Annotated in this window: 19 protein-coding genes and 1 pseudogene; 13 read left to right on the top strand and 7 right to left on the bottom strand. The window is 70.1% G+C overall.

The window, feature by feature from the left end; translation table 11 throughout:
• The first annotated feature begins 100 nt into the window (after positions 1 to 100).
• On the top strand, positions 101 to 1,225 hold the full coding sequence (locus tag ABT340_RS34990; protein ID WP_352015182.1) for a right-handed parallel beta-helix repeat-containing protein: 1,125 nt from the start codon (positions 101 to 103) through the stop codon (positions 1,223 to 1,225).
• A 58-nt stretch (positions 1,226 to 1,283) separates the two neighbouring features.
• On the opposite strand, the gene ABT340_RS34985 is transcribed toward ABT340_RS34990, so the two are convergent.
• From ABT340_RS34985 to ABT340_RS34975, 3 genes are all read right to left on the bottom strand, one after another.
• Entirely contained in the window at positions 1,284 to 3,623 is a 2,340-nt protein-coding gene (locus ABT340_RS34985; protein WP_352015181.1) for an ATP-binding protein, read from the bottom strand.
• A gap of 77 nt (positions 3,624 to 3,700) precedes the next feature.
• On the bottom strand, positions 3,701 to 4,336 hold the full coding sequence (locus ABT340_RS34980; RefSeq protein ID WP_352015180.1) for a DUF6879 family protein: 636 nt from the start codon (positions 4,334 to 4,336) through the stop codon (positions 3,701 to 3,703).
• Positions 4,329 to 4,598: a hypothetical protein gene (locus ABT340_RS34975; protein WP_352015179.1), complete on the bottom strand. Its 270-nt coding sequence runs from the start codon at positions 4,596 to 4,598 to the stop codon at positions 4,329 to 4,331. The genes ABT340_RS34980 and ABT340_RS34975 overlap by 8 nt, the downstream gene beginning before the upstream one ends.
• A 484-nt stretch (positions 4,599 to 5,082) precedes the next feature.
• On the opposite strand from ABT340_RS34975, the gene ABT340_RS34970 reads away from it, so the two are divergent.
• The 6 genes and pseudogenes from ABT340_RS34970 (at position 5,083) to ABT340_RS34945 (ending at position 9,524) form a co-directional block, all read left to right on the top strand.
• Entirely contained in the window at positions 5,083 to 6,597 is a 1,515-nt protein-coding gene (locus ABT340_RS34970) for an alpha/beta fold hydrolase (RefSeq protein WP_352015178.1), read from the top strand.
• A gap of 132 nt (positions 6,598 to 6,729) precedes the next feature.
• Complete coding sequence (locus tag ABT340_RS34965; protein WP_352015177.1) at positions 6,730 to 7,236, top strand: DinB family protein; 507 nt, start codon at positions 6,730 to 6,732, stop codon at positions 7,234 to 7,236.
• 16 nt (positions 7,237 to 7,252) lie between these two features.
• Positions 7,253 to 7,453, top strand: coding sequence for a type II toxin-antitoxin system RelE/ParE family toxin (locus ABT340_RS34960; RefSeq protein WP_352015210.1), 201 nt, complete (start codon positions 7,253 to 7,255; stop codon positions 7,451 to 7,453).
• Positions 7,450 to 7,788, top strand: coding sequence for an XRE family transcriptional regulator (locus ABT340_RS34955; protein WP_352015176.1), 339 nt, complete (start codon positions 7,450 to 7,452; stop codon positions 7,786 to 7,788). Before ABT340_RS34960 ends, ABT340_RS34955 begins: the two co-directional genes overlap by 4 nt.
• A gap of 28 nt (positions 7,789 to 7,816) precedes the next feature.
• Positions 7,817 to 7,942, top strand: a pseudogene (locus tag ABT340_RS34950) (mycothiol transferase); the annotation flags it as partial.
• 334 nt (positions 7,943 to 8,276) lie between these two features.
• Positions 8,277 to 9,524 (top strand): glycosyltransferase, encoded by a 1,248-nt coding sequence (locus tag ABT340_RS34945; RefSeq protein ID WP_352015175.1) that lies wholly within the window; start codon positions 8,277 to 8,279, stop codon positions 9,522 to 9,524.
• Between the two features lie 47 nt (positions 9,525 to 9,571).
• Here the strand turns inward: ABT340_RS34945 and ABT340_RS34940 are convergent, their stop codons facing one another.
• Positions 9,572 to 9,751, bottom strand: a complete 180-nt coding sequence (locus ABT340_RS34940; RefSeq protein ID WP_352015174.1) for a DUF397 domain-containing protein — start codon at positions 9,749 to 9,751, stop codon at positions 9,572 to 9,574.
• 694 nt (positions 9,752 to 10,445) lie between these two features.
• Between ABT340_RS34940 and ABT340_RS34935 the strand changes: the two genes are divergently transcribed.
• Positions 10,446 to 10,967, top strand: a complete 522-nt coding sequence (locus ABT340_RS34935) for a hypothetical protein (protein ID WP_352015173.1) — start codon at positions 10,446 to 10,448, stop codon at positions 10,965 to 10,967.
• Positions 10,964 to 11,221 (top strand): ATP-binding protein, encoded by a 258-nt coding sequence (locus ABT340_RS34930; RefSeq protein WP_352015172.1) that lies wholly within the window; start codon positions 10,964 to 10,966, stop codon positions 11,219 to 11,221. Before ABT340_RS34935 ends, ABT340_RS34930 begins: the two co-directional genes overlap by 4 nt.
• 192 nt (positions 11,222 to 11,413) lie before the next feature.
• Here ABT340_RS34930 and ABT340_RS34925 read toward each other — a convergent pair whose 3' ends face one another.
• Together ABT340_RS34925 and ABT340_RS34920 are read right to left on the bottom strand one after the other, a co-directional pair.
• Positions 11,414 to 11,833 carry a hypothetical protein gene (locus ABT340_RS34925; RefSeq protein WP_352015171.1) on the bottom strand — a complete coding sequence of 140 codons (420 nt, stop codon included), beginning with the start codon at positions 11,831 to 11,833 and terminating at the stop codon, positions 11,414 to 11,416.
• Between the two features lie 358 nt (positions 11,834 to 12,191).
• Positions 12,192 to 13,211, bottom strand: a complete 1,020-nt coding sequence (locus tag ABT340_RS34920; RefSeq protein ID WP_352015170.1) for a helix-turn-helix domain-containing protein — start codon at positions 13,209 to 13,211, stop codon at positions 12,192 to 12,194.
• Between the two features lie 303 nt (positions 13,212 to 13,514).
• On the opposite strand from ABT340_RS34920, the gene ABT340_RS34915 reads away from it, so the two are divergent.
• Positions 13,515 to 14,042, top strand: coding sequence for a hypothetical protein (locus ABT340_RS34915; RefSeq protein ID WP_352015169.1), 528 nt, complete (start codon positions 13,515 to 13,517; stop codon positions 14,040 to 14,042).
• 5 nt (positions 14,043 to 14,047) lie between these two features.
• On the opposite strand, the gene ABT340_RS34910 is transcribed toward ABT340_RS34915, so the two are convergent.
• The gene (locus ABT340_RS34910) at positions 14,048 to 14,788 is read right to left on the bottom strand and encodes a DUF4328 domain-containing protein (protein WP_352015168.1); all 741 of its coding nucleotides are present in this window, start codon (positions 14,786 to 14,788) and stop codon (positions 14,048 to 14,050) included.
• Between the two features lie 187 nt (positions 14,789 to 14,975).
• On the opposite strand from ABT340_RS34910, the gene glgB reads away from it, so the two are divergent.
• From glgB to ABT340_RS34895, 3 genes are all read left to right on the top strand, one after another.
• A complete protein-coding gene (glgB, locus tag ABT340_RS34905) occupies positions 14,976 to 17,228 on the top strand; it encodes a 1,4-alpha-glucan branching protein GlgB (protein ID WP_352015167.1) in 2,253 nt (750 codons plus the stop codon).
• Between the two features lie 283 nt (positions 17,229 to 17,511).
• Complete coding sequence (locus tag ABT340_RS34900; RefSeq protein ID WP_352015166.1) at positions 17,512 to 19,152, top strand: glycosyl hydrolase family 18 protein; 1,641 nt, start codon at positions 17,512 to 17,514, stop codon at positions 19,150 to 19,152.
• Positions 19,153 to 19,340: 188 nt separating this feature from the next.
• Positions 19,341 to 21,323 (top strand): S8 family peptidase, encoded by a 1,983-nt coding sequence (locus ABT340_RS34895; RefSeq protein WP_352015165.1) that lies wholly within the window; start codon positions 19,341 to 19,343, stop codon positions 21,321 to 21,323.
• Positions 21,324 to 21,369 lie beyond the last annotated feature (46 nt).

The raw sequence follows: 21,369 nt of genomic DNA, 5'->3' as shown, positions 1-21,369 counted from the left end.
GGGAGGGGCAATCTTGTCGGTGATCCTTCCGGCCGAAAAAACCTTCTCATCGGCTCGGGAAAAACACGGGAAAACTCATCGGGAGTCTGGAGAATCGAACATGGATCACGGAAGGAAAACAAAGGGAATCTTATCCGGATCGGGGACGCTGCTGGCGTGCGCCCTGCTGGTCGCCGGAGTCGGGGCCGTACCGGCGCAGGCGAGCGCGGCCGCGGTGAACTGCGGCGACACACTGACCGCGGACGCCGCCCTGACCGCCGACCTGGTGTGCGCCGGCGGCGGGCTGACCATCGCGACCGACGGCGTGACCCTCGACCTGGGCGGGCACGTCCTCACCGCGACCGGCCTCACCCTGCGGGCCTCGGGCGTGACCGTGAAGAACGGCAAGATCGTGGGAACGGGCGGGGAGGCGGTGACCGTGCAGCCGGGCACCACCGGCGGCACCGTGGAGGCGACGCTCTCCGACGTGCAGGTCACCGCGGGGGCGACCCGGGTGCAGGACGCGACCCTGACCGTGGCGGGCAGCAACCCGGCCCTGTGCCTCCTGACGGGCCTGACGGTGCTGAAGTCCACGGCGACGGTCGAGCAGTGCGTCGTGCACGGGGAGGTCAGCGTCCAGGACTCCCCCGAGGTCACGGTGGCGTCGAGCACGCTGAGCGAGGGGAGGCTGACGACCGCCAGGTCCGGCGGCGTCTACAACGGGACGGTCTTCGACAGCTTCCCGGTGACCGTCGCCGCCGACGCGGGTGAGGACGTCTTCCAGGACAACCTCTTCAGGAACGCCGACACCGCCCTTGAGGTCAAGGGCGGGCAGCGGACCACCTTCGACGGCAACGTCTTCATGAACAACTCCGTCGGACTGCTGAGCACCGGCGGCTTCGCCCTCACGACCGTGAAGAACAACGTCTTCCACAGCAACAAGACGGTCGGCCTGCTGGTCAACCAGAACCTCGCCGGGGTCAACCCCGACCCGGTGGCCGACAACATCTTCTTCGCCAACGGCATGACCCCCCGCAAGCTCACCGACCTGGGCGGCAACACCGTCCGCGGTGGCCTGCACCTGTTCACCGGCACCCTCACGCAGGCCGCCCTCACCGTGGCGCGCAACGGCGGCCTGGCCAACGGCGGCTTCCTCATCTGGGCCAGGCCCGGCTCGGTGACGGACGGCGGCGGCAACCGGGGTCCGTGCGGCCCCAAGCCCAAGTCCGGCCTCACCTGCGCCTGACCCCGGCCTTCGACCTTGACGCTTGAGGCGGCTCCCGCCGGGACACGGCGGGAGCCGTTCAGTCGTCCGAGGTGATCCGTCGCTCGATCCGGTGGCGGATCCCGGCCGCGCGGGGGTCGTCGTAGTCGGCGAGCAGGCCGAGCGCCTTCGTCCAGTGCCGTCTGGCCGCCTCGGGGTCCTCCTCCACCAGGGACGCGCCGAGGGCGTCGAGGTCCAGGGCCTCGTGCCAGGTGTCGCCAAGCATGTGGTGGATCGAGGCGGCCTGGCGGTGGAAGTCGGCCGCCTCCCCGTGCCGGTCGAGCGCGTGGAAGGTCTCGCCGGTGCCGTACCAGGCCAGTGCCTCCCGGCTGCGGTCCCCGAGGCGCCGGTGGAGCGTGGCCGAGCGCTGGAAGGAGGCCAGCGCGTCGACGAACTGCCCGGCCGCCCGCTGGGCGTTGCCAAGGGCGATGAGCCAGAAGCCCTCAAGCCGGTTGTTCCTGAGCACGAGGGCTATCTCGACCGCCTCGTTCGCCGTGGCCAGCGCCTGTTCGACCTCGCCCCGTTCACGCAGGACGTCACTGAACAGGCGCAGCGCGTTGCCCTCGCCGCGTTTGCTCTCAAGGAAGCGGTGCATCTCCAGTGCGCGCCGTACGGCCTGCTCCGCCTCGGTGAGCCGTCCGGCGTGGTAGTGGGTGCTGGCGAGGTTGGCCAGGGTGGTGGCCTCCCAGTGCGCCGAACCCTGCTCCCTGAAGGCGGCGACGGCCCGCTCGAAGTGCTGCGCCGCCTCGTCCAACCGCCTCCTGCGGAGGTTGACCAGCCCGATGAGGTTGAGCGAGTGGGCCTGGCCGAGCCGGTCGTCCACCTCGGTCCAGATCGCCAGCGCCTGGCGGTGGCTCTCCAGGCTGTCGTCCAGGCGGTTGATCCGGACGTAGCCGATGCCGAACTCGGTGAGCAGCCGTGCCCGCGCGGGCAGGTCGCCGAGCCGTTCCGTCGCGGCCAGGCCGAGCCTGCCGACCTCCAGCCAGTCGGCGACCGGCGCCGAGGGCGGCTGGCTGTTGGCCAGCACGACCGCCAGCTGCCAGGTCAGCTCGTCGTATCCGGCGGAGATAGCGGTCCTGGCGACCTGCAGGAGGTTGGCGTGCTCGCGTTCCGACCAGTCGACGGCCGTGTCGTAGTCGGCGAAGGTCAGCGGTCGCACACCCTCCATGGGAGGTGTGAGCCGTATCCGGTTCTCGGCGGGGCCGATCCAGTTCTGGGCGGCGTCGGCGGTGTGCAGGTACCACTCCAGGACGCGGCGGAGCGCGGCCTGCCGGTCGTCGTAGGAGCCGTCCCGCTGCGCCTGGTCGGCGGCGTAGGCGCGCAGCAGGTCGTGGAACTGGTAGCGGCCCGGCGTCGTCTGTTCGAGCAGGTGGGCGCCGACCAGGGAGTCCAGCAGCTGCCGTGTCCTGCTCGGGGTCAGCCCGCCGAGCGCGGCGGCGGCGTGCAGCCCGAACTCGGGGCCCGGGTGCAGACCGAGCAGCCGGAAGAGCCTGGCGACCTGGTCGGGCAGCGCGCGGTAGGACCACGCGAACACCGTCCGTACGGCCCCGGCCTCCTCGTCGTCCCCGGTGCTCAGCGCGTCCCACAGGGCGGACTCGTCACGCAGGTCGGCGATCAGGTCGTCCAGCCGCATGTGGGGGTAGCTGACGGCTCGTTCCGCGGCGATCCGCAGGGCCAGCGGCAGCCGGGCGCACAGTCTGGCCAGCTCGGTGAGCTTGCTCTCGTCGTCCTCAGGACGGTATCCGGCGGTGACGGCCCGCAGCAGGGCGACCGCCTCCGGCTCGGGGAGCGTGCCCAGCGTCAGGCGGTGCGCCCCGTCGCGTACGGCGAGGATCGACAGACGGCTGCGGCTGGTGACGACGACCAGGCAGCCCGCGCTGCCGGGCAGCAGGGGGCGGACCTGGCTCACCATGGCCGCGTTGTCGAGGACGATCAGCATCCTGCGGCCGGCCAGCAGTGAGCGGTAGAGCGCGGCGGCGGCGTCGAGGTCCTGCGGCACCGAGTGGGCGCGGACGCCGAGGGCGACCAGGAACCGGTGCAGCGCGTCGTAGGCGGTTACCGGCTCTCCGGGGTCGTAGCCGCGCAGGTTGACGTAGAGCTGCCCGTCGGGGAAGCGCTCCTGGATCTGGTGGGCCCAGCGCAACGCGAGCGAGGTCTTGCCGACACCGGCCGTCCCGGCGATCACGCACACCGAGATGACCCTGGGGTCGCCGTCCTCACCGGTCAGGACCGCGTTCAGCCGTTCGAACTCCTCGACGCGGTTGACGAACCCTCGCACGTCCGCGGGAAGCTGGCGCGGCACCGGAGCCGGGGAGGCGCCCCTGTTCCTGCCGCCGTGGTCGTGGAAGTGCACTCCCCCGCTGACGTTCCTGGCCTGCACGACGTCACGTGAGGACCCCGACAGTTCGGAGTACGAACCGCCGGGGTGTTCTTCATCTTCTCTGTGCTTTTTGACGGCTACTCCGTTTTCGACCCGACCGTGGACGAGGAGAGGGAGGTGAGCTCCCGGTCGACATAGGACCTGACGTCCTCGCCCGTCTCGTAGAGGCCTCTGATGTAGTCCTCCCAACCCCTGACGAGGTGGGGAGTGGTGTAGCGGAACGCGCCGTCGGGGACACCGCCCTCGGTGTAGAGGACACGGTAGAGAGTCCGGCCGCCGAGGACGACCACCTCGGGAAGCGGGCCGCCGCGTTCGAAGGCCGCGACCGCCTCGGCGCCGACCACCCGGATCCGCTCGCCGCACTCCGCGCGCATCCGCAGCGAGCGCAGCTCCCAGCGCATGTACGGCGTGAGCGGCGTCTCGACGACCCGCACCCGGTGGAAGAAGGAGTTGCGGAGCTCGTCCTCACGCGTCATGGCGAGCAGGCTGTCCGTGCGCTTTTCGAGCAGCCGCATCGACTCGTCCCAGTCACCCCGGCGGAAGGCGTCGTAGCTGGGAACGGCCTGCTCCTCGAAGTGCTGGCGCCGTTCGAGCTTCCAGGAGTCACGGTTGCGGAGGACCGCCTCCCGCTGCCGGAAGTCGCGCCGGTAGGCCTCTCTGACGAGCCTTTCGCCCTGGGCGGGGATGAGATGGGGAGCGCGGAGGTCAGACATCGGCGATGTCCGGTTTCGCGACGCTGAGCATGATGCCGGGGATGACGACCAGTCGCTCGTCCGGAGCGAGGGAGACGCCTTCCGGCAGACGCGGCTCGTAGACGGCGGTGAGATCTCTGCCGATCACCGCGATGTCACCGTTGTCCAGCTGCCAGATGTCGGGGCACTCGTCTCGACCGTCGGAACGGTCAAGCTCCTTGGCCGACTTCCCCAGGCGCCGTTGGAACAACGCGGACGGGTCAGCCTCCCAGGAACGAGCCATGCCTGCCTCCCAGTCGGCTTGGCCGTACGTGTGACTTGCACGGAGCATATGCGAGACGGCCTCCCGGAACAATGGAAAGTTCGCCTTCGCCGCCGAACATCACCCAAAAAACAAACGGCTAGCCCTAAACAGGATGAAAGCAGACCAATAACCGGCAATCACCCAACCCAGCCGAGAGGCCATGGACACCCCTGACCTGGGGATTGTCTCCACAGAAAGCCTTTTTCCCGTAAACGATCATGGCCTCGTATTCCGACGTCACCCCCTTTGGGCACCGTTTCCGGCAGACACCGGACGCCGAAGACACCAAGAACGGCACGCCCGAGATATCGGCCTCCGAAAAGCCGCTTCCGGCACTCGCGGGCGCCGTCATCCCGAGTACAGCCAGCACCACGAGAAGAGAGGCGCTGGTGGGATGTCGCCGGGTACGGCGTCGCCGTGAGGATCGACGGGCTCTTCCATCGCTCACAAACAGGAGAGGCCCGTGGCGAAGCGACATATCCCCATCGCCCTCATGATCGGCGCCGCCCTGGCCGCCGTGACGCCCGTACTGCCGGCCCTGGCGGGCGGATCACGCCCCACGGCCGTGGCGGTCTCCGACGTCCCCTGCCCGGTCGTGAAGGGAACGGCGGCCCGCTGCGGAGAGATCACGGTGCCGCTGGTCCGCGCCGACCCCTCAGCGGGCACGAACCGGATCGCCTACGCGCTGCTGCCGCGCACCGACGTCGGCCGTCCCTCGGCGGGAACGGTCATGGTGGTCAGCGGCGGTCCCGGCGAACCGGCGATCGCCTACGCGGAACGCTTCGCCGAGGACATGACCGCCCTGCGCGACGACCACGACCTGCTCCTGGTCGACCCGCGCGGCACCGGCGGATCGGAGCCGGTCGACTGCGGTGTCCCCGCGGACTACGACCTGCTCCCCAGAGAGCGGCAGATCGACGAGGTCGAGGCGTGCGGACGACGGCTCGGGGAGCGGGCACGGGCCTACACCTCGGCGGAGCTGGCCGACGACCTGGACGCCGTCCGCTCACGCCTCGGCGTCGACAGGGTCGATCTGTACGGCGTGTCCTACGGCACCTATCTGAGCACCGTCTACGCCTTCCGGCACCCGGAGCACACCCGCAGCGTCGTCCTGTCCGGGGCCTATCCCCTGCGCTTCGACCCGCTGGGCCGTCCGAACGCGCGGGCGGTCGAACGGGCCCTGCTGCGGCTGTGCGCGCGCAGCGACGGCGCCTGCCAGGGTGAGAAGGCGGTCGCCAACCTCGAACGGCTGGCCGCCCGCCTGCGGGAACGCCCCATTCCCTTCGAGATCGAGGTCTCGGGGCGTCGCCGTACCCTGCTGCTCGACGAGCACATGCTCGCCCTGATCCACTTCTATGTGGCGAGCGGCAACGGCACCCCGCGGGTCTGGTCCGAGCTGCCGGCCATGGTCTCGCGGGCGGTCTCCGGTGACACGGCCCCGCTCGTCGCCCTGGCCGGGCAGCTCGCCGAGGGACTCGCCTCCCAGCCGCCGGAGAAGCGGGCCACCAGGGCCCAGGCCCTGTCGATCGTCTGCAACGACTATCCGACCGTGTGGGACCGGCGGGCCACCGTCGCGGACCGTACCGCCGTCTTCGCCGGGGCGCTGCGACGGGCCGAGGGACGGTTCGGGCCGTTCAGCGCGCGTGGCTGGACCGAGGCCGTGATGGACGGCGCCGACCTGTGCCTCAAATGGCCCCGTACCGACCGGCCCGCGGGCCACGGCACCGCGCCCCGCGTCCCGGTGCTCGTGCTCTCCGGTGAACTCGACACCAACACCCCCGTCTCCCAGGGACGCCTGGCCGCGGAGCAGTTCCCGGTGAGCACCTTCGTGGAGGTTCCCTCCTCAGGACACGTCCCGACCTGGGAGGAGACCGGTTGCGCGGCCAGACTGGCGACGGCCTTCATCCGCACCGGCTCGACCGGTGACCGCTCCTGTCTGAAGGCCATCCCTCCCCTGCCGGTCACCCGCCTCCGCTGACCCTGCCGTACGGCGGAGCCCTTTTCGTACGGCGGGCTCCGCCGTACGAAAAGGTGTTGAGAGGTTGTCGGACCTCCGTGAGAGGCTGGGCGACGGTGATCAGGGCCGATCAAGATGAGAGGACCACGAGTCATGACCGACGACCGCGTTTCCCCCGCTTTCATCGCCGACGAACGCGCCATGCTGGACAGCTGGCTCGACTGGCACCGCGAGACTCTGGCCGTCAAGTGCGCCGGCCTGCCCGAGGAACGGCTCCGTGAGCGTTCCGTGCCGCCGTCGTCCCTGTCGTTGCTCGGCCTGGTTCGTCACATGGCCCATGTGGAACGCGTCTGGTTCCGCCGGGTGCTGGACGGCGAGGACGTCCCGCTTCTCTACAGCAAGGCCGAGGACCCCGACTCCGACTTCAACGACGTGGACACCGCCTCCGTGGAGGAGGCCTTCGCCATCTGGCGGGCCGAGATCGAGGTGGCGCGCGAGATCTCGGCCCGGGTGCCGCTCGACGCCGTCGGCAGGCAGCAGCGTCACGGCCAGGACGTCTCGCACCGCTGGATCCTCGTCCACATGATCGAGGAGTACGCCCGCCACAACGGCCACGCCGACCTGCTCCGCGAACGCCTCGACGGCGCCGTCGGCGAGTAGCCCACTTCTCTCTGCCATCAAGGAGCCGCGGCCAGGTTCGTCGAAGGGGAGTGAGATTCGCATCCTGTTCGCGTTCGATCCGGTCCGACGGGCAGTGCTGTTGGTCGCAGGTGACAAGGCCGGTAACCGGCAGCGTTGGTATGACACGAACGTGCCGCCGGCGGAAAAGCGATATGCCGAACACCTGCCGGAGTTGGCCAGCAGGGAGTACGAATGAGCGCGGTCAGCTGGAACGAAGTGAGGCGACGGGCCAGGGAGCAGCGTCAGGCCGCCGGGCTGACGGTACGGTCCGACGCCGAGAAGTCTGCCGCGATGGACCGGCTCGCGGCGGAGATCAGAGCGTACCGGCTCATGGAGATCAGGCATGAGCCGGACCTGACCCAACGCGACGTGGCCGCCGTCATGGGGGTCTCAAGCCCAAGGGTTTCGGCCATCGAACACGGAGACATCGACCGCGTCGAGGTCGCGACCCTGCGTTCCTACATCGAAGCTCTGGGCGGGCGTCTCCGCGTGGTGGCGGACTTCGGCGATGCCGAATACACCGTCGCCTGACCGACCCGTTCACCCAGCCGTTGGTGAAGGCGCTGGGCACCATCGGAGAGCGGCAGCGCTCTCGCACCGCTGGATCCTCGTCCACGTGATCGAGGAGTACGCCCGCCACAACGGCCACGCCGACCTGCTCCGCGAACGCCTCGACGGCGAGTGACCTTCTCCAGGGGACAGACCAGGTAAGCCGGAAAGGACCGGTGGTTGAGAGCCGGTCTCCCGGTGGCGCGATGTCCCCTCCGGTGCGAGCACCGGCTTTCGCCGCACCGCCTTGACGTGGACGGTCCCAGGTCGTCCATGGGCTGCGGATGCCGAAGTCGTCTCCCGAGGCGGAGAGGTCACCTGCCGGGCGGCGAAACGACTAAAAGGGCAAGAGGGATGTACACCTCCTGCCACTACCAAGCTATAGCGCATGGGGGGACTTGCCACAAGGCCCCGGTTGTGCCGCACAATCCCCCTTCGACACCGGAACGTACGGACATCGGGGGCCGTGAATGCGCGTTGTGTTGGTGACCTACGGATCACGCGGGGACGTCGAGCCGATGACGGGGCTGGCGGTGCGGCTACGGGCGCTCGGCGCCGAGGTGCGGGTGTGCGCGCCGCCGGACTTCGCGGAGTTGCTGGACGATGTCGGCGTGCCGCTGAGTCCTCTCGGCTGGCCGATCCGCGCGCTGGCGACGGGGGCGATCCCCGACAAGGCGAAGGCGGGCCTGTCCGGTATCGCCGCCGAGCTGACCGCCATGGCCTACGAGACGGTCGTCGAGGCGGCCGGCGACCGCGCCGCGGTGGTTGCCACCGGTTCCTTCCCCGCCGTGGCCGGTGCGCGGGCGGCGGCCGAGAAGCTGGGTGCGCCCTACGTGTTCGCCTCCCTCTCCCCCTCCTACCTGCCGTCGCCGCATCACGCGCCTCGTCCCTGGCCGGGCCAGGTGGTCCCCGAGGGGGTGACCGGCAACCGGGAACTGTGGGCCCTCGACGCCGAGCACAAGGACGCGTTGTTCGGCGAGACGATCAACAACCATCGGGCGTCGGTCGGCCTGCCCCCGGTGGACGGCATCCGCGACCATGTCTTCACCGGCCGCCCGTTCCTGGCGACCGACCCGGTCCTGGGTCCCTGGCAGGAGACGCCGGAGCTCGACGTGACGCAGACCGGCGCGTGGATCAGGCCGGACGAGCGCCCGCTTCCTGCCGGCCTGGAGGCGTTCCTGGCCGCCGGGGACAAGCCGGTGTACGTGGGCTTCGGCAGTATGCCGATGCGGGGCGCGAGCGCCCAGGAGATCTCGCGGGCCGTCATCGAGGCGGTTCGGGTGCTGGGTCGCCGTGTCCTGCTCGGAAGCGGCTGGGCCGACCTGACCGCGATCGACGACCGGGACGACTGTTTCGTCGTCGGCGAGGTCAACCAGCAGGCGCTGTTCAGCCGGGTGGCCGCCGTCGTGCACCACGGCGGCGCGGGCACCACGACGACGACGGCCCGTGCCGGAGCGCCGCAGGTGATCGTGCCTCAGGTCGCGGACCAGCCGTACTGGGCGAGCCGGGTGACCGAACTGGGCATCGGCGCGGAACACGACGGTCCGACGCCGACCGCCGATTCGCTGTCGGCCGCGCTCAGGATCGCCCTGGCCCCCCAGACCGGTGCCCGCGCGGCCGTCGTGGCCGGGACGGTCCGTACCGACGGGGCGGAGCGGGCCGCGAGGCTCCTGCTCGACATGATCGGCCGGAGCGGGTCCGCGCTGCCCGCGGGCTGACTTCTCAGAGGTCACACGGATGGTGGCGGCCTCACTCAGGCTCACCGTCAGAAGTCGAACTCACCCTTCTTGGCGCCGTCGACGAAGGCGTCCCACACACTCGCACTCACCACGAACGGCGCCTGATCGGGCACCTCGGTGTCACGGATCCCCACCCGACCACCCGACAACGGAGCCACCTCAAGACAGTTCCCCTGGCCGGAGCCGTCTTGGTGGCCCTGCGTCAAGCCGTGGTCTTCAGCTCGTCGCTCAGGTCCACAGTCGGGCGGCGACGGCCTTGTCCACCTGCTCCTCGGTGATGCCGGGCTCGCCCCGGATGACCAGAGGCTTGGCCGAAGGATCGGCCTTGGATATCACGGACATTTCTCCTCCGTCCGCCAGGGGATTGTTACAGCGTCAGCACACCAGCACAGTTTCAGCACAGCGCAGTACAAACTGTGGCCACGATGTGGTTCGGCTTTTCGTGCTCAACGTAGCCGGTCAGGGGCACCCTGCGAAGCGGGCGGGGACGCGAAGAAGCTCCTATGAGAGACCTTGTCATGCATGTAGTACGCCCCCTCACACCACCACCATAGAAACCTCAGGATATGTCCGGATCAAAGGGGTGAAAAATGCACGTCGAAGGTCGGAAAACGCATTGCCGGGACGGAGCGGACGGATGTTCGCCGGGCAGGGGGATGTCACTTCCGCGTAAGGGAAATGAGGAGACGGCTTTCCGGTCCTCGACATTCTCCGAGGACGCGACCACGCTCTCCCCCGAGAACGCCCCGTTCCCCAGGACCGCCTCTCCCACGAGCACTCCGATCCCCAGGACCGTCGCCCTCGGAAACGCTCCGCTTCCCGGAGTCGTCTCCCCCGGGGAGACGGCCTTCCCCGGAGGCGCGCCATACGCCGGGAGCGTGCCGTGCCCGAGGGAGGGGCGTGATCTGGAGGGAGACGTGGGTGCGGCTCGGTGGGCGGCACCGGCGTGGTGAGCCCTTCTCCCAGCCCCGGGTCCGCAGGTGGGACCCCGCCAACCGGGCCGGCGCCGAGCAGCTGGACCAGATCGAGCCCGCCTGGGCCGTCTGGTACGGCGTGGCCACCCGGTGCTTCTACGCCGCCGTCTGGCCGACTCTGGAGTCCCTGGTCGTGTGCGCCGGTTCGGCGGACGAGCTGTGCCGCCTGATGCGCGCCGCCGAACAGACCGCACCGCCCCGCGCCGGCGTCCCGGCAAGCCTCCCGGGAGCCGTCTCGGCCGGTCCGGACGTCACGGCCCCCGGAGTTTCCCGGGTCACGGGAACCGGACGCGGGCCCTCCATCCCCACGACCCCGGTAGCCCCGATGCGCCGGACACAGGACGGTCTGCGCACCGCCTGCTGGGACCTGCCGTACGACCTGTCGATCGTCGGCGGGGCGCGCCGCTCCGTGGGGCCCGTGCTGGCTCCTAGGGGCTGGCGCGCATGACGGACGACGTGGTCCTGGTGACCGGTGAGCTGCCGGCCAAAGCAGTCACCCACGGCGAGCCCCCGGTCAGGTTCTCCCTGTGGCTGGGGGCCGGGGAGCTGCGCGTACGGGTCACCGACCACGGCCCCGACCGGCCCCGCCACCTGGACCTGGAGGTCGAGGCCGTACACGGCAGGGGGCTGAGCATCGTGGACGCCCTCGCCGATGCCTCCGGCGTCACGCCCCTGCCCGACCCTCCGGGCAAGACCGGCTGAGCCCGCTGGCGTCTGGCCGCCCGTCCCCGGCCCCCGGCCCCCGGCCGGATGAGCGAAACGGCCGTGGAGGTGGTCCCTCCACGGCCGTGTCCCCCGTCGCCGATTGGTCAGGCCACCTCGGGCACTCCGGGGTCACCCGCTCCTTCTCCGGCCGCGACGGCCGCCCGCACCGTCACGGCCCTGGCGTGGTCGTCAGTCGACGTAGTCGTTCACCTGCGACTCGTACGTGGTCAGGTTCTCGGTCGTGCTCGTCTTCAGGCCCCACCAGTGGATCGCGGAGGGCGCCACGTCGTAGGAAACGACGGAGAAGCTGCTCTCCCCGGAGCAGTCACCGTTGAGCATGAACGTGCGGTAGATGTTGAGCGCGGGGATCTCGTAGTGCACTCCCACTTTCCATCCGTCGCCGCAGAAGGTGTCCTTCACCGTGAAGGAGTTGCGGCCCTTGGCCATGTTGTGCGTGCCGGCGTTGAACCACACCTCCCCCGCCCAGTTGCCGTCGGCGTGGTAGACGACCTGGTGGGACGTCGCCGCGTGGGCGACCCCGCTGGTGGTGGCGAGGGTGAGCGCCACGACGGCGGTGGGCACCGCGACGCGCAGTAGTCGGAAACGCATGTGAAAGTCCTTCCGATGCCGATCCTGATCCGGCCGCCGGTTCCGTTCACCGGCTGACCGGGATCCGTTTGCAGGGACGCCGGTGCTCTGGAACAGCCTCACGGTGCCGCCACGGTGCCGCCGGAGCAGGCGAGCAGTGGTAAGCCGGGAGGTCGGTCGCACCGGCCTGGCCCTGTCGTACCGTCCGGGCCGACGGCGCGGGAAGAGATCGGACAGCGGGGTGGACATCCATGAACAGCAACGAACAACCGGTGTGTCGTCGCAGCTCAACGGCGTGTCAACATGCCGGAGGAGAACACGGGCTTCCACCGGGAACCACACCGAACAGGCGCGGGCCGTACGGCCGACGCCTCCCGGGTCAGGGTCCCGGGGTGGCCGCCTCGAACTCCTTCGTCTCCCCGTTCGGAAACCGCACGTAGCCGAGGGCGGTGGTGGACCGGTTCATGCCGAACAGCATGTTCGACCAGAGGGGCGGGGTCTTGTCGTAGAAGCTCACGCAGTCCAGGGGGTAGCAGTCTCGCGTCGTCTTCGTGACGATCTCGACCCGGCCCCGCCACCCCTTGGGCATCCGCAGTGCCGCCCAGTTGGTGCCGCACTCCGCCGAGTACCAGTTCTCCAACTTGCCCACCGCCTTGCCCTTGTAGGAGAAGGTGGAGGCCGCGGCCAGTTGCGCGGTCTTCCAGCACCCCGAGGCGTCGGGATCCTTCTTGTGACACCCATAGCCCGGCGTGGCACCGCCGCACGCCGCCACCGGGGTGGGGTCGGGGCCCGGGGGGAAGGTCGGCCCGGACTGGTTCGCCGGAGGCTGGACGGCCGTCGCCGGACCGCGTACCGGGGAGTGACCGGGAAAGAGCACCGGGAAGAGCAGGAAACCCGTGGCCGTCAGAAGTGAGGAGGCCACGCTCGCCACCAGCAGGTGCCACCAGCGCGGCCCGCCCCGGCCCGGTCGTTGGGAGGCCCGGGCCACGGGGGCGTCGGGTACGGCGGAAGCCGACGACGCTGAGCCGGGCGGGTCGTCCGTCCCGGCCGGGTCCGATGCGGTCGACTGCGGAAGGCCGGTGACGGGTTCCGGTCCGGCGCTCGCCGTGGCGTCCGGGACGGGAGCCGGCTGGGCCGCCTCGTGTTCGAAGGCGGCGTCCCACCAGCCGCGCCACCGTTCGAGGTCCTGGGAGCCGCACGCCTGGACGAACGCGGCGGCCACCTCCCATGTCGGCAGCCGTCTGCCGCTCTCCGCGATGGACAGAGTGCTGTGCGAGTACCCCGAGATCTCCGCCAACCGGCGCAGCGTGAGTCCCGACCTCTCGCGGGCCTCCCTCAGCCTGACGGCGAAACGCATGGTCGGCCCGTCGCCTTCCAGGGGCGTCTTCCTTCGCGCCATCTCTCTCCCCGGCTTCCACAGTTGATCTTTACCGATGAGCAAAACGGTGTTGATTGTCCATGGTTACTCGATCATGTCAATTTCTCATGGGTAGCAGTCATATGTTCGCCGCCTCGACGGCCCGCCCACCGGCTGCGATCGGCGCGCCGGGCGGTTGACACGTCTTCGGTGCCGGGGATTGTGAACCGTTCCAAACAGGTGGGTCACAAGGAGGTTCCGGATTCGTTTTCGGGATTGCCCTGCCGGGAAAATCCCTCTAAATCCATTTAAATGCGATATGGGGATGTAGCTCGAGGTCGTGTGGTGTTAGCGGCGGCGGTGGGGGCGCTGGTCGCGGGAGTTCTGGGGGGCCTCGCGGCCCGGCTGCTGATGCGCGGGGTCGCGGTCGCCGTGGGCGTGGACACCTCCTTCACCCTGGTGGCGACGGTGATGATCACCGTCGTCTTCGTCGTGCTCGCCGTACCGGCCGCGATCACCGCGACCGCGCGTCCGGGCATCAGGCGCGGCGGCAGGTGGGTGACCGTGCTGGTCACCGGCTGGACCTCGGCCAGGACCGGGTTCGCCGACGCCAAGTCCATCCTGCTGGCCGAAGAGGAGCGGCTGCCGGTGCTCGCGGCGCTGGCGGTGGCCTTCGCGGCGGTGGTCACCGCCCACGGGCGGTTCGCGCAGTGGCTGACCCGCCGCCTGGCGACCTCGGGGGAACCCGCGAGGCCGTACGCGGCGAACCTCGGACACCCGGAGCCGGGGGCGGAGTTCGCCGACGGCGAGGCCTTCATCCGGGGGTCCTGTCAGAGCCCCGCCCCGCCGGCCCGTGGGACCGGCGGTCACTGAGCCCGTCAGCCTCCGGCCGCGACCCGTGCCTCCTGGAAGCGGGTGATCCGTACCACGACGATGGCCAGCAGGGCGGCGGCCAGCAGTGTGGGGATCCAGGTGAACGGGTCGAGGCCGAACCCGACGAGCGCGCCCACCTCCTCGGGCGGGCGCCCGGCGAGGCTCAGCAGCGCGACGGACGACAGCGGGACCACCCAGAAGGCCAGCAGCCACGCGATCCACCAGGCCCACACCAGCCAGGAGTGCGGCTGCCTGCCGATGCTCTCCCCCCGCACGCCGCCGGGGCGGGAGGCGGCCCAGACGTCGTCCACGATCTGTTTGGGGATCCACCACCCGACGACCGGCAGCGCCCAGCCGAGCACGATGAAGATCTTGAACCAGCGGTGCGGGACCCGGGTGAGGGACTCGGCGTTCAGGCGCGCCCGTACCAGCCAGACCAGGAAGACGACGACCAGACCCGCCCTGACCAAGGCTCTGGAGGCCGTCAGGGCGACCAGGAACGCGGAGTTCGACAGCAGCGGGAGGGCGCCCTCACCCACGACCTCGACGACGGTGGCCAGGGGGTCGGCCGCCACCGCCCAGGCGGCCCCCACGAGGGTGTCGAGGCCGAGCAGGGTCAGTACGGCCGTCGCGAGCCCTCTGACCGGCCGCAGCGGGCGGGGCGGCGGAGGGAAGGCCGTCTCCGCGGGCAGCGGCCAGTGATGAGGGCGTGCGGGAACGGGTGCCCCGGCCGTGTCACCGCGCATCGCCGCCCTCCAGGTGATCAACGGAACCGACGGCCAGTATTCCGCACCACGTGATGGCGACATACAGGATTTTCCTCATCGCATATCCGCACATTTTCGCGACACGCATGGTGATAGCGGACAAGGGCATGGGTCGTAACGCCCGAGTAGGGCAGGGTTAGGGGATACCGATCTACGGGAGTGATCCATGAACGCGGACTTGGACCTGGAGCGGCTCGCGGGCGGAGCGCACCACGATCCGCACTCGATCCTCGGCGCGCACCCGGGGGCCGGTGGCGTGACCGTCAGGACGCTGCGGCCGCTGGCGGAGAAGGTCCAGGTCGTCGTGGACGATCACACCCATGACATGGAGCACCTGGCCCACGGCGTCTTCGCGGTGACGATTCCCGGTCTTGACAAGATCCCCGACTACCGGTTCCTGGTCACCTATCCGGGCGCGGAGCCGTACGAGATGGCCGATCCCTACCGGCACTGGCCGACGCTGGGCGAGGTGGACCTGCACCTGATCGGCGAGGGGCGCCACGAGCGGCTGTGGGAGGTGCTCGGCGCGCGGGTCATGCGGCACGAGGACGTCGAGGGTACGGCCTTCGCCGTCTGGGCGCCGAACGCGCGGGGCGTCCAGGTGATCGGCGACTTCAACCACTGGGACGGCACCGCCCACCCGATGCGCTCGCTGGGCAGGTCCGGGGTCTGGGAGGTGTTCGTCCCCGGCCTCGGCGAGGGCGAGCGCTACAAGTTCAACGTGCTCGGCGCCGACAGCGTGTGGCGGGCCAAGGCCGACCCGATGGCCAGGCGCACCGAGGTCCCGCCCGCCACGGCCTCGGTCGTCGAGCGCTCCTCCTACGAGTGGCACGACGAGGAGTGGTTGCGCGGGCGCGCGGCGGCGGACGCGCTGAAGGAGCCGATGAGCGTCTACGAGGTGCACCTCGGCTCGTGGCGGCCCGGCCTGTCCTACCGGGACCTGGCCGTCGAACTGGTCGAGTACGTGGTGGACATGGGGTTCACGCACGTGGAGTTCCTGCCGGTCGCCGAGCATCCGTTCGGCGGCTCGTGGGGTTACCAGGTGACCTCCTACTACGCGCCCACGTCCCGCTTCGGCGGCCCGGACGACTTCCGGTACCTGGTGGACAGCCTGCACGCGGCGGGCGTCGGGGTGCTGGTCGACTGGGTGCCCGCGCACTTCCCGATGGACGACTGGGCGCTGGCCAGGTTCGACGGCACCGCGCTCTACGAGCACGCCGACCCGACCAGGGGCGAGCACCCCGACTGGGGCACCTACGTCTTCGACTTCGGCCGCAGGGAGGTGCGCAACTTCCTGGTCGCCAACGCGCTGTACTGGCTGCGCGAGTTCCACGTGGACGGGCTGCGGGTGGACGCGGTCGCCTCAATGCTCTACCTGGACTACTCGCGGCGCGAGGGCGAGTGGCGGCCCAACGAGTACGGCGGGCGGGAGAACCTCGACGCGGTGGCCTTCCTGCAGGAGATGAACTCGCTGGTCTACCGGGACCAGCCGGGCATCGTCACCGTGGCCGAGGAGTCGACCGCGTGGCCCGGGGTCTCCCGGCCCGTGCACCTGGGCGGTCTCGGCTTCGGGTTCAAGTGGAACATGGGCTGGATGCACGACACCCTGGCCTATCTGGCGCACGAGCCGGTCTTCCGGCAGTACCACCACCACCAGATGACCTTCTCCCTGATGTACGCCTTCTCGGAGAACTTCGTGCTGCCGCTGTCGCACGACGAGGTGGTGCACGGCAAGGGGTCGCTGCTCGGCAAGATGCCCGGCGACGAGTGGCAGCGGTTCGCGAACCTGCGCGCGCTCTTCGCCTTCATGTGGGCCCATCCGGGAAAGCAGCTGCTGTTCATGGGCGGTGAGTTCGGGCAGGGGTCCGAATGGTCGGAGGTCCGAGGTCTCGACTGGTGGGTGCTCGACTTCGACGGCCACAAGGGGGTGCAGCGGCTGGTGCGCGACCTCAACCGGATCTACCGGGAGACGCCCGCGCTGTGGACCCGGGACGACACCCCGGACGGTTTCCGCTGGATCGACGCCGACGACGCCCAGGGGAACGTTCTCTCCTTCCTGCGTCTGGCCTCCGACGGCTCGGTGCTGGCCTGCGTGGTCAACCTCTCCGGGGCGCCGCACGAGGACTACCGGCTGGGGTTGCCCCTTCCCGGCACCTGGGAGGAGGCGCTCAACACCGACGCCTACGACTACGCGGGCAGCGGGGTGGGCAACATGGGCGCGGTCGAGGCGGTCGAGGAGGAGCGGCACGGGCTGCCGTACTCGGCGCGGCTGCGCGTGCCGCCGCTGGGCGCCGTCTGGCTCCGGCACGACGCGCCGTCGGAGAGTCCCGCCGCGGAGAGCCCCGTCGCGGAGGCGGCCGGGGAGGCCGTGAAGAAGACCTCCGGGAGGAAGGGCGCCGGGAGGACCACCCGCCGCTGAGGGTTCCTTGACCGACGGGACAACCGCCGGGTCAACGTCACAGGAAGATTTTTTCGGTCGGGCCTGGCCGGTCACGCAGCGTGTGACCGGCCCTTTTCCGTTCAGGCCGGGTTCGCCAAGGCTTCCGTGAACCTTAAATCCGCCTTATATCGGTCAGCGAGCCATTGACCGCCCACGAAGGAGAACCTACGCTCTGGAAACTAATAGGAAACTTTCCTATGAATTCGGGGGCTAGGAACTCTTTGACCTGGAGCGACCCTTGCGACGAATGACCATCGGCTCCTTGATCGCAGCCACAGCGCTGATAGTCCCGGTGGGGATCGGGATGGGCAGCGCCACGGCCGCCACCTCCGCCACCGCCGTCTACACCACCACCTCCGACTGGGGCACCGGCTTCCAGGGCAACGTGACGGTGAAGGCGGGCTCGACCGCCCTGACCAGCTGGAAGGTCGAGTTCGACCTCCCCGCCGGCAAGTCGATCGCGTCCGCGTGGGACGCCGACATGACCAAGAGCGGCAGCCACTACACCTTCGCGAACAAGTCGTGGAACGGTGCGCTGGCCGCGGGTGCCACGGTGAGTTTCGGCTTCACCGGATCCCCCGGCGGAGTCTCCGGTGTGACGAACTGTAAGTTGAACGGTGCGCCTTGTGAGGGCGGGGACGCCACCCCGACGCCCACGGTGACGCCGACCGTCACCCCCACCGTGACGCCGACCGTGACGCCCACGGTCACGCCGACCGTGACCCCGACCGTGACGCCCACGGTCACCCCCACCGTGACCCCGACCATCACGCCCACCGGCCCCGCCGGGAACAAGAAGGTCGTCGGCTACTTCACCGAGTGGGGCGTCTACGGCCGTAACTACCACGTCAAGAACCTGGTCACCAGCGGCACCGCGCCGAAGCTGACCCACCTGCTCTACGCCTTCGGCAACACCGCCGGTGGCCGCTGCGCGATCGGCGACGCCTACGCCGACTACGACAAGTCCTACGGCGCCGACCTGAGCGTCGACGGCGTCGGGGACACCTGGGACCAGCCGCTGCGCGGCAACTTCAACCAGCTCCGCAAGCTGAAGAAGGCTTACCCGAACCTCAAGATCATCTACTCCTTCGGTGGCTGGACCTGGTCCGGTGGCTTCACCCAGGCCGCCGCCAACCCGCAGGCCTTCGCCGACTCCTGCTACAACGTCGTCAAGGACCCGCGTTGGGCTGACGTCTTCGACGGCATCGACGTCGACTGGGAGTACCCGAACGCCTGTGGCCTGACCTGCGACACCAGCGGCCCCGACGCCTTCAAGAAGGTCGTCTCCGCGCTGCGCGCCAAGTTCGGCTCCAGCGCCCTGGTCACCGCGGCGATCACCGCTGACGGCGCCGACGGCGGCAAGATCGACCTCGCCGACTACGCCGGTGCGACCCAGTACCTCGACTGGTTCATGCCGATGACCTACGACTTCTTCGGTGGCTGGGACGCCAAGGGCCCGACGGCTCCGCACTCGCCCCTGACCTCCTACCAGGGCATTCCGAAGGAGGGCTTCAACACTGACGCCGCCATCCAGAAGCTGAAGGGCAAGGGCATCCCCGCCAGCAAGCTGCTCATCGGTATCGGCTTCTACGGCCGTGGCTGGACCGGCGTGACCCAGTCGACCCCGGGTGGCACCGCCACCGGTGCCGCTCCCGGCACCTACGAGGCCGGCATCGAGGACTACAAGGTCATCAAGACCAAGTGCCCCTCCAACGGCACCGTCGCCGGTACGGCCTACGCCTTCTGCAACGGCCAGTGGTGGAGCTACGACACCCCCGCCACCATCACCAGCAAGATGGCCTGGGCCAAGAGCCAGGGCCTCGGTGGCGCGTTCTTCTGGGAGACCAGCGGAGACACCCCCAACGGTGAGCTGATCACCGCGCTCTCCAACGGCCTCAAGTAATATTTCGGACACTCGGCCCTCCGTGCGCGACACGCCGCGGGGGGCCGAGCCATGTCCGGCCCCGAGATGAACTCGGGCTGAGAAGATCCTTCAAATCCGGTACGTGCTATTCACTGGCGACAAAGCAGTATTTAAACTCCGTATCGCATGATCAGCAGCCGGAGCTGTCCTTACCCCCCGGAGGACGTGTGCGACTTCGAGCCCTCGTGGCCCAGGTGATCGTGCTCGGCGTCGTTTTCTGCGTCGTTTTCTGTGGGACCCCCGCGGTACCGGCCCTCGCCGAGGAGCCGCCGGCGGAAACGGTCCAGACGACACCGGAGCCGGAGAAGCTTGAGGCCGGGCTCGTCTCCGACGAGGACGGCGCCCGCGCCATCGTCGAGCTCGCCGTCCCCGCGCAGGCCGAACAGGTCGCGGGCGAGGCACGGCTGCTGCCGGAGACCGACGTCGTGCTCCAGCCCCAGGACACCTCCTTCATCGTCGTGCAGGGCACCGGTGAGTCGCTGGCCGAGCTGGCCAAGAACCCCCGGGTGGTCTCCATCCGCAGGGACCGCACCTACTCCCCCAGCTCGCTCGCCTCCGGCCTGACGCTCGTCGGGGCCGACCGCGCCCACGCTGAGGGAGCCGACGGACGCGGCACGACGATCGCGATCGTCGACACCGGGATCGACGCCGCCCACCCCGCCCTGGGGAGCAAGGTCGTACGGCAGGCCTGCTTCTCGGTCGTCGACGAGGGCGTGCGCTCCCTGTGCCCGAACGGGCAGGAGGCCGACACCTCCGAGCGCGCCGCCGACGCCGCCACACCCGCCTGTCTGGACGGCCAGGTCAACCTGTGCGAGCACGGCACCCACGTCGCGGGCATCGCCCACGCCGTCGCTCCGGGGGCGGACATCGTGGCGCTCCAGGTCTTCAGCCGTGTCGACGACTGCGGGGCCGGTGAGCCCTGCGTCACGGCCTACGAGTCCTCGCTCCTGCTCGCCCTCGAATACCTCACGCGGCTGAAGGACACCGTCCCCGGCCTCGTCGCGGTCAACATGAGCCTCGGCGGCGGTCTCTACGGCGCCTCCTGCGACGGCGAGCCCGAGGTCCAGGAGATGAGGGGACGCCTCGGCGCGCTGCTCGCGAAGGGCGTCGCGACCGTGGCCGCCGCCGGGAACGAGGGCTCCCCCGGCGCCGGGGTGCCCGGCTGCCTGTCCGGCGCGGTGACCGTGGGCGCCACCGACGACGCCGACCGCGTCCCCGACTGGTCGAACCACGGCTCCGTCCTCGACCTGTTCGCCCCCGGCGTCGACGTCGACTCCTCGGTCCCCGGCGGCAGGACCGAGATCTACAGCGGGACCTCGATGTCCACCCCGCACGTCACCGGGGCGCTGGCCGTACTGGCGCAGCGGGCCGCGGAGACGGGCGCGGACGCCTCGGCGGGCGCGCTCACCGGCAGGCTCACCGCCGCGGGCCGCCCGATCGTCTACGACGGGGTCGCCGTCCCCCGCCTCGACCTGTACGGCGCGCTCACCGGCGCCGCCCCCTCCCCCGGGGTGACCCAGAATCCCGGCGACCCGGGTGACCCCGGACCCGGAGACCCGGGAGACCCCGGAGACTCCGACGTTCCCGAGGAGCCCGGCGACGACCCGAGCCCCGAACCCGGCACCCCGCCCGTCGGGCCGACCCAGGCGCCCGTCCCGATCCCGCTGCCGACGGTGACCGTCACCGTGACCGTCACCGCCGACCCGGTCGATCCGCCCGCCGTCGCGGCGCCTGTCAGGCCCACGATGTGCGTGCGCGGGACATCGAAGAAGACGCTGAGCGCGGCGAAGTGGGCCGCCGAGTTCGGCACGGGCAAGGGCACGCTGACGGACGCGACGCTCCGGTGCTATCTCGGCATGGTGGGCAAGGCCAGCAGGGTCTTCCCCGAGTTGGGCGGGGCCTCGACCCCGGCCGCCGCCCGCCGGGTGCTCAAGCCCGCCAAGCGGACGAAGCGGACGGTGTTCGAGAGCGAACTGCTGGCGGCCTGGCTGAACTGGGCCAGCGGCTCCGTCAACCTCACCGCCAGGGTGAACGAGACCACGTCGGTCGGGGACGCCCTCACCACGGCGGAGGTCAGGCGGCTGCGGGGGTCGTTCCCCTCGGCGTCGGCCTCACTGCTGGGCAGGCACGTCAACGCCCGCCGTACCTGACGCCCCCGGCGCCGGTTCGGAGAGGTTCTCCGCCACAGGACCCTGT

It is taken from the genome of Streptosporangium sp. NPDC000239 (genome assembly GCF_040300765.1).
Taxonomy (GTDB): Bacteria; Actinomycetota; Actinomycetes; order Streptosporangiales; family Streptosporangiaceae; genus Streptosporangium.
The sequence above is the reverse complement of the archived record's forward strand: the minus strand, read 5'-3'. Positions and strand labels throughout refer to the sequence as shown.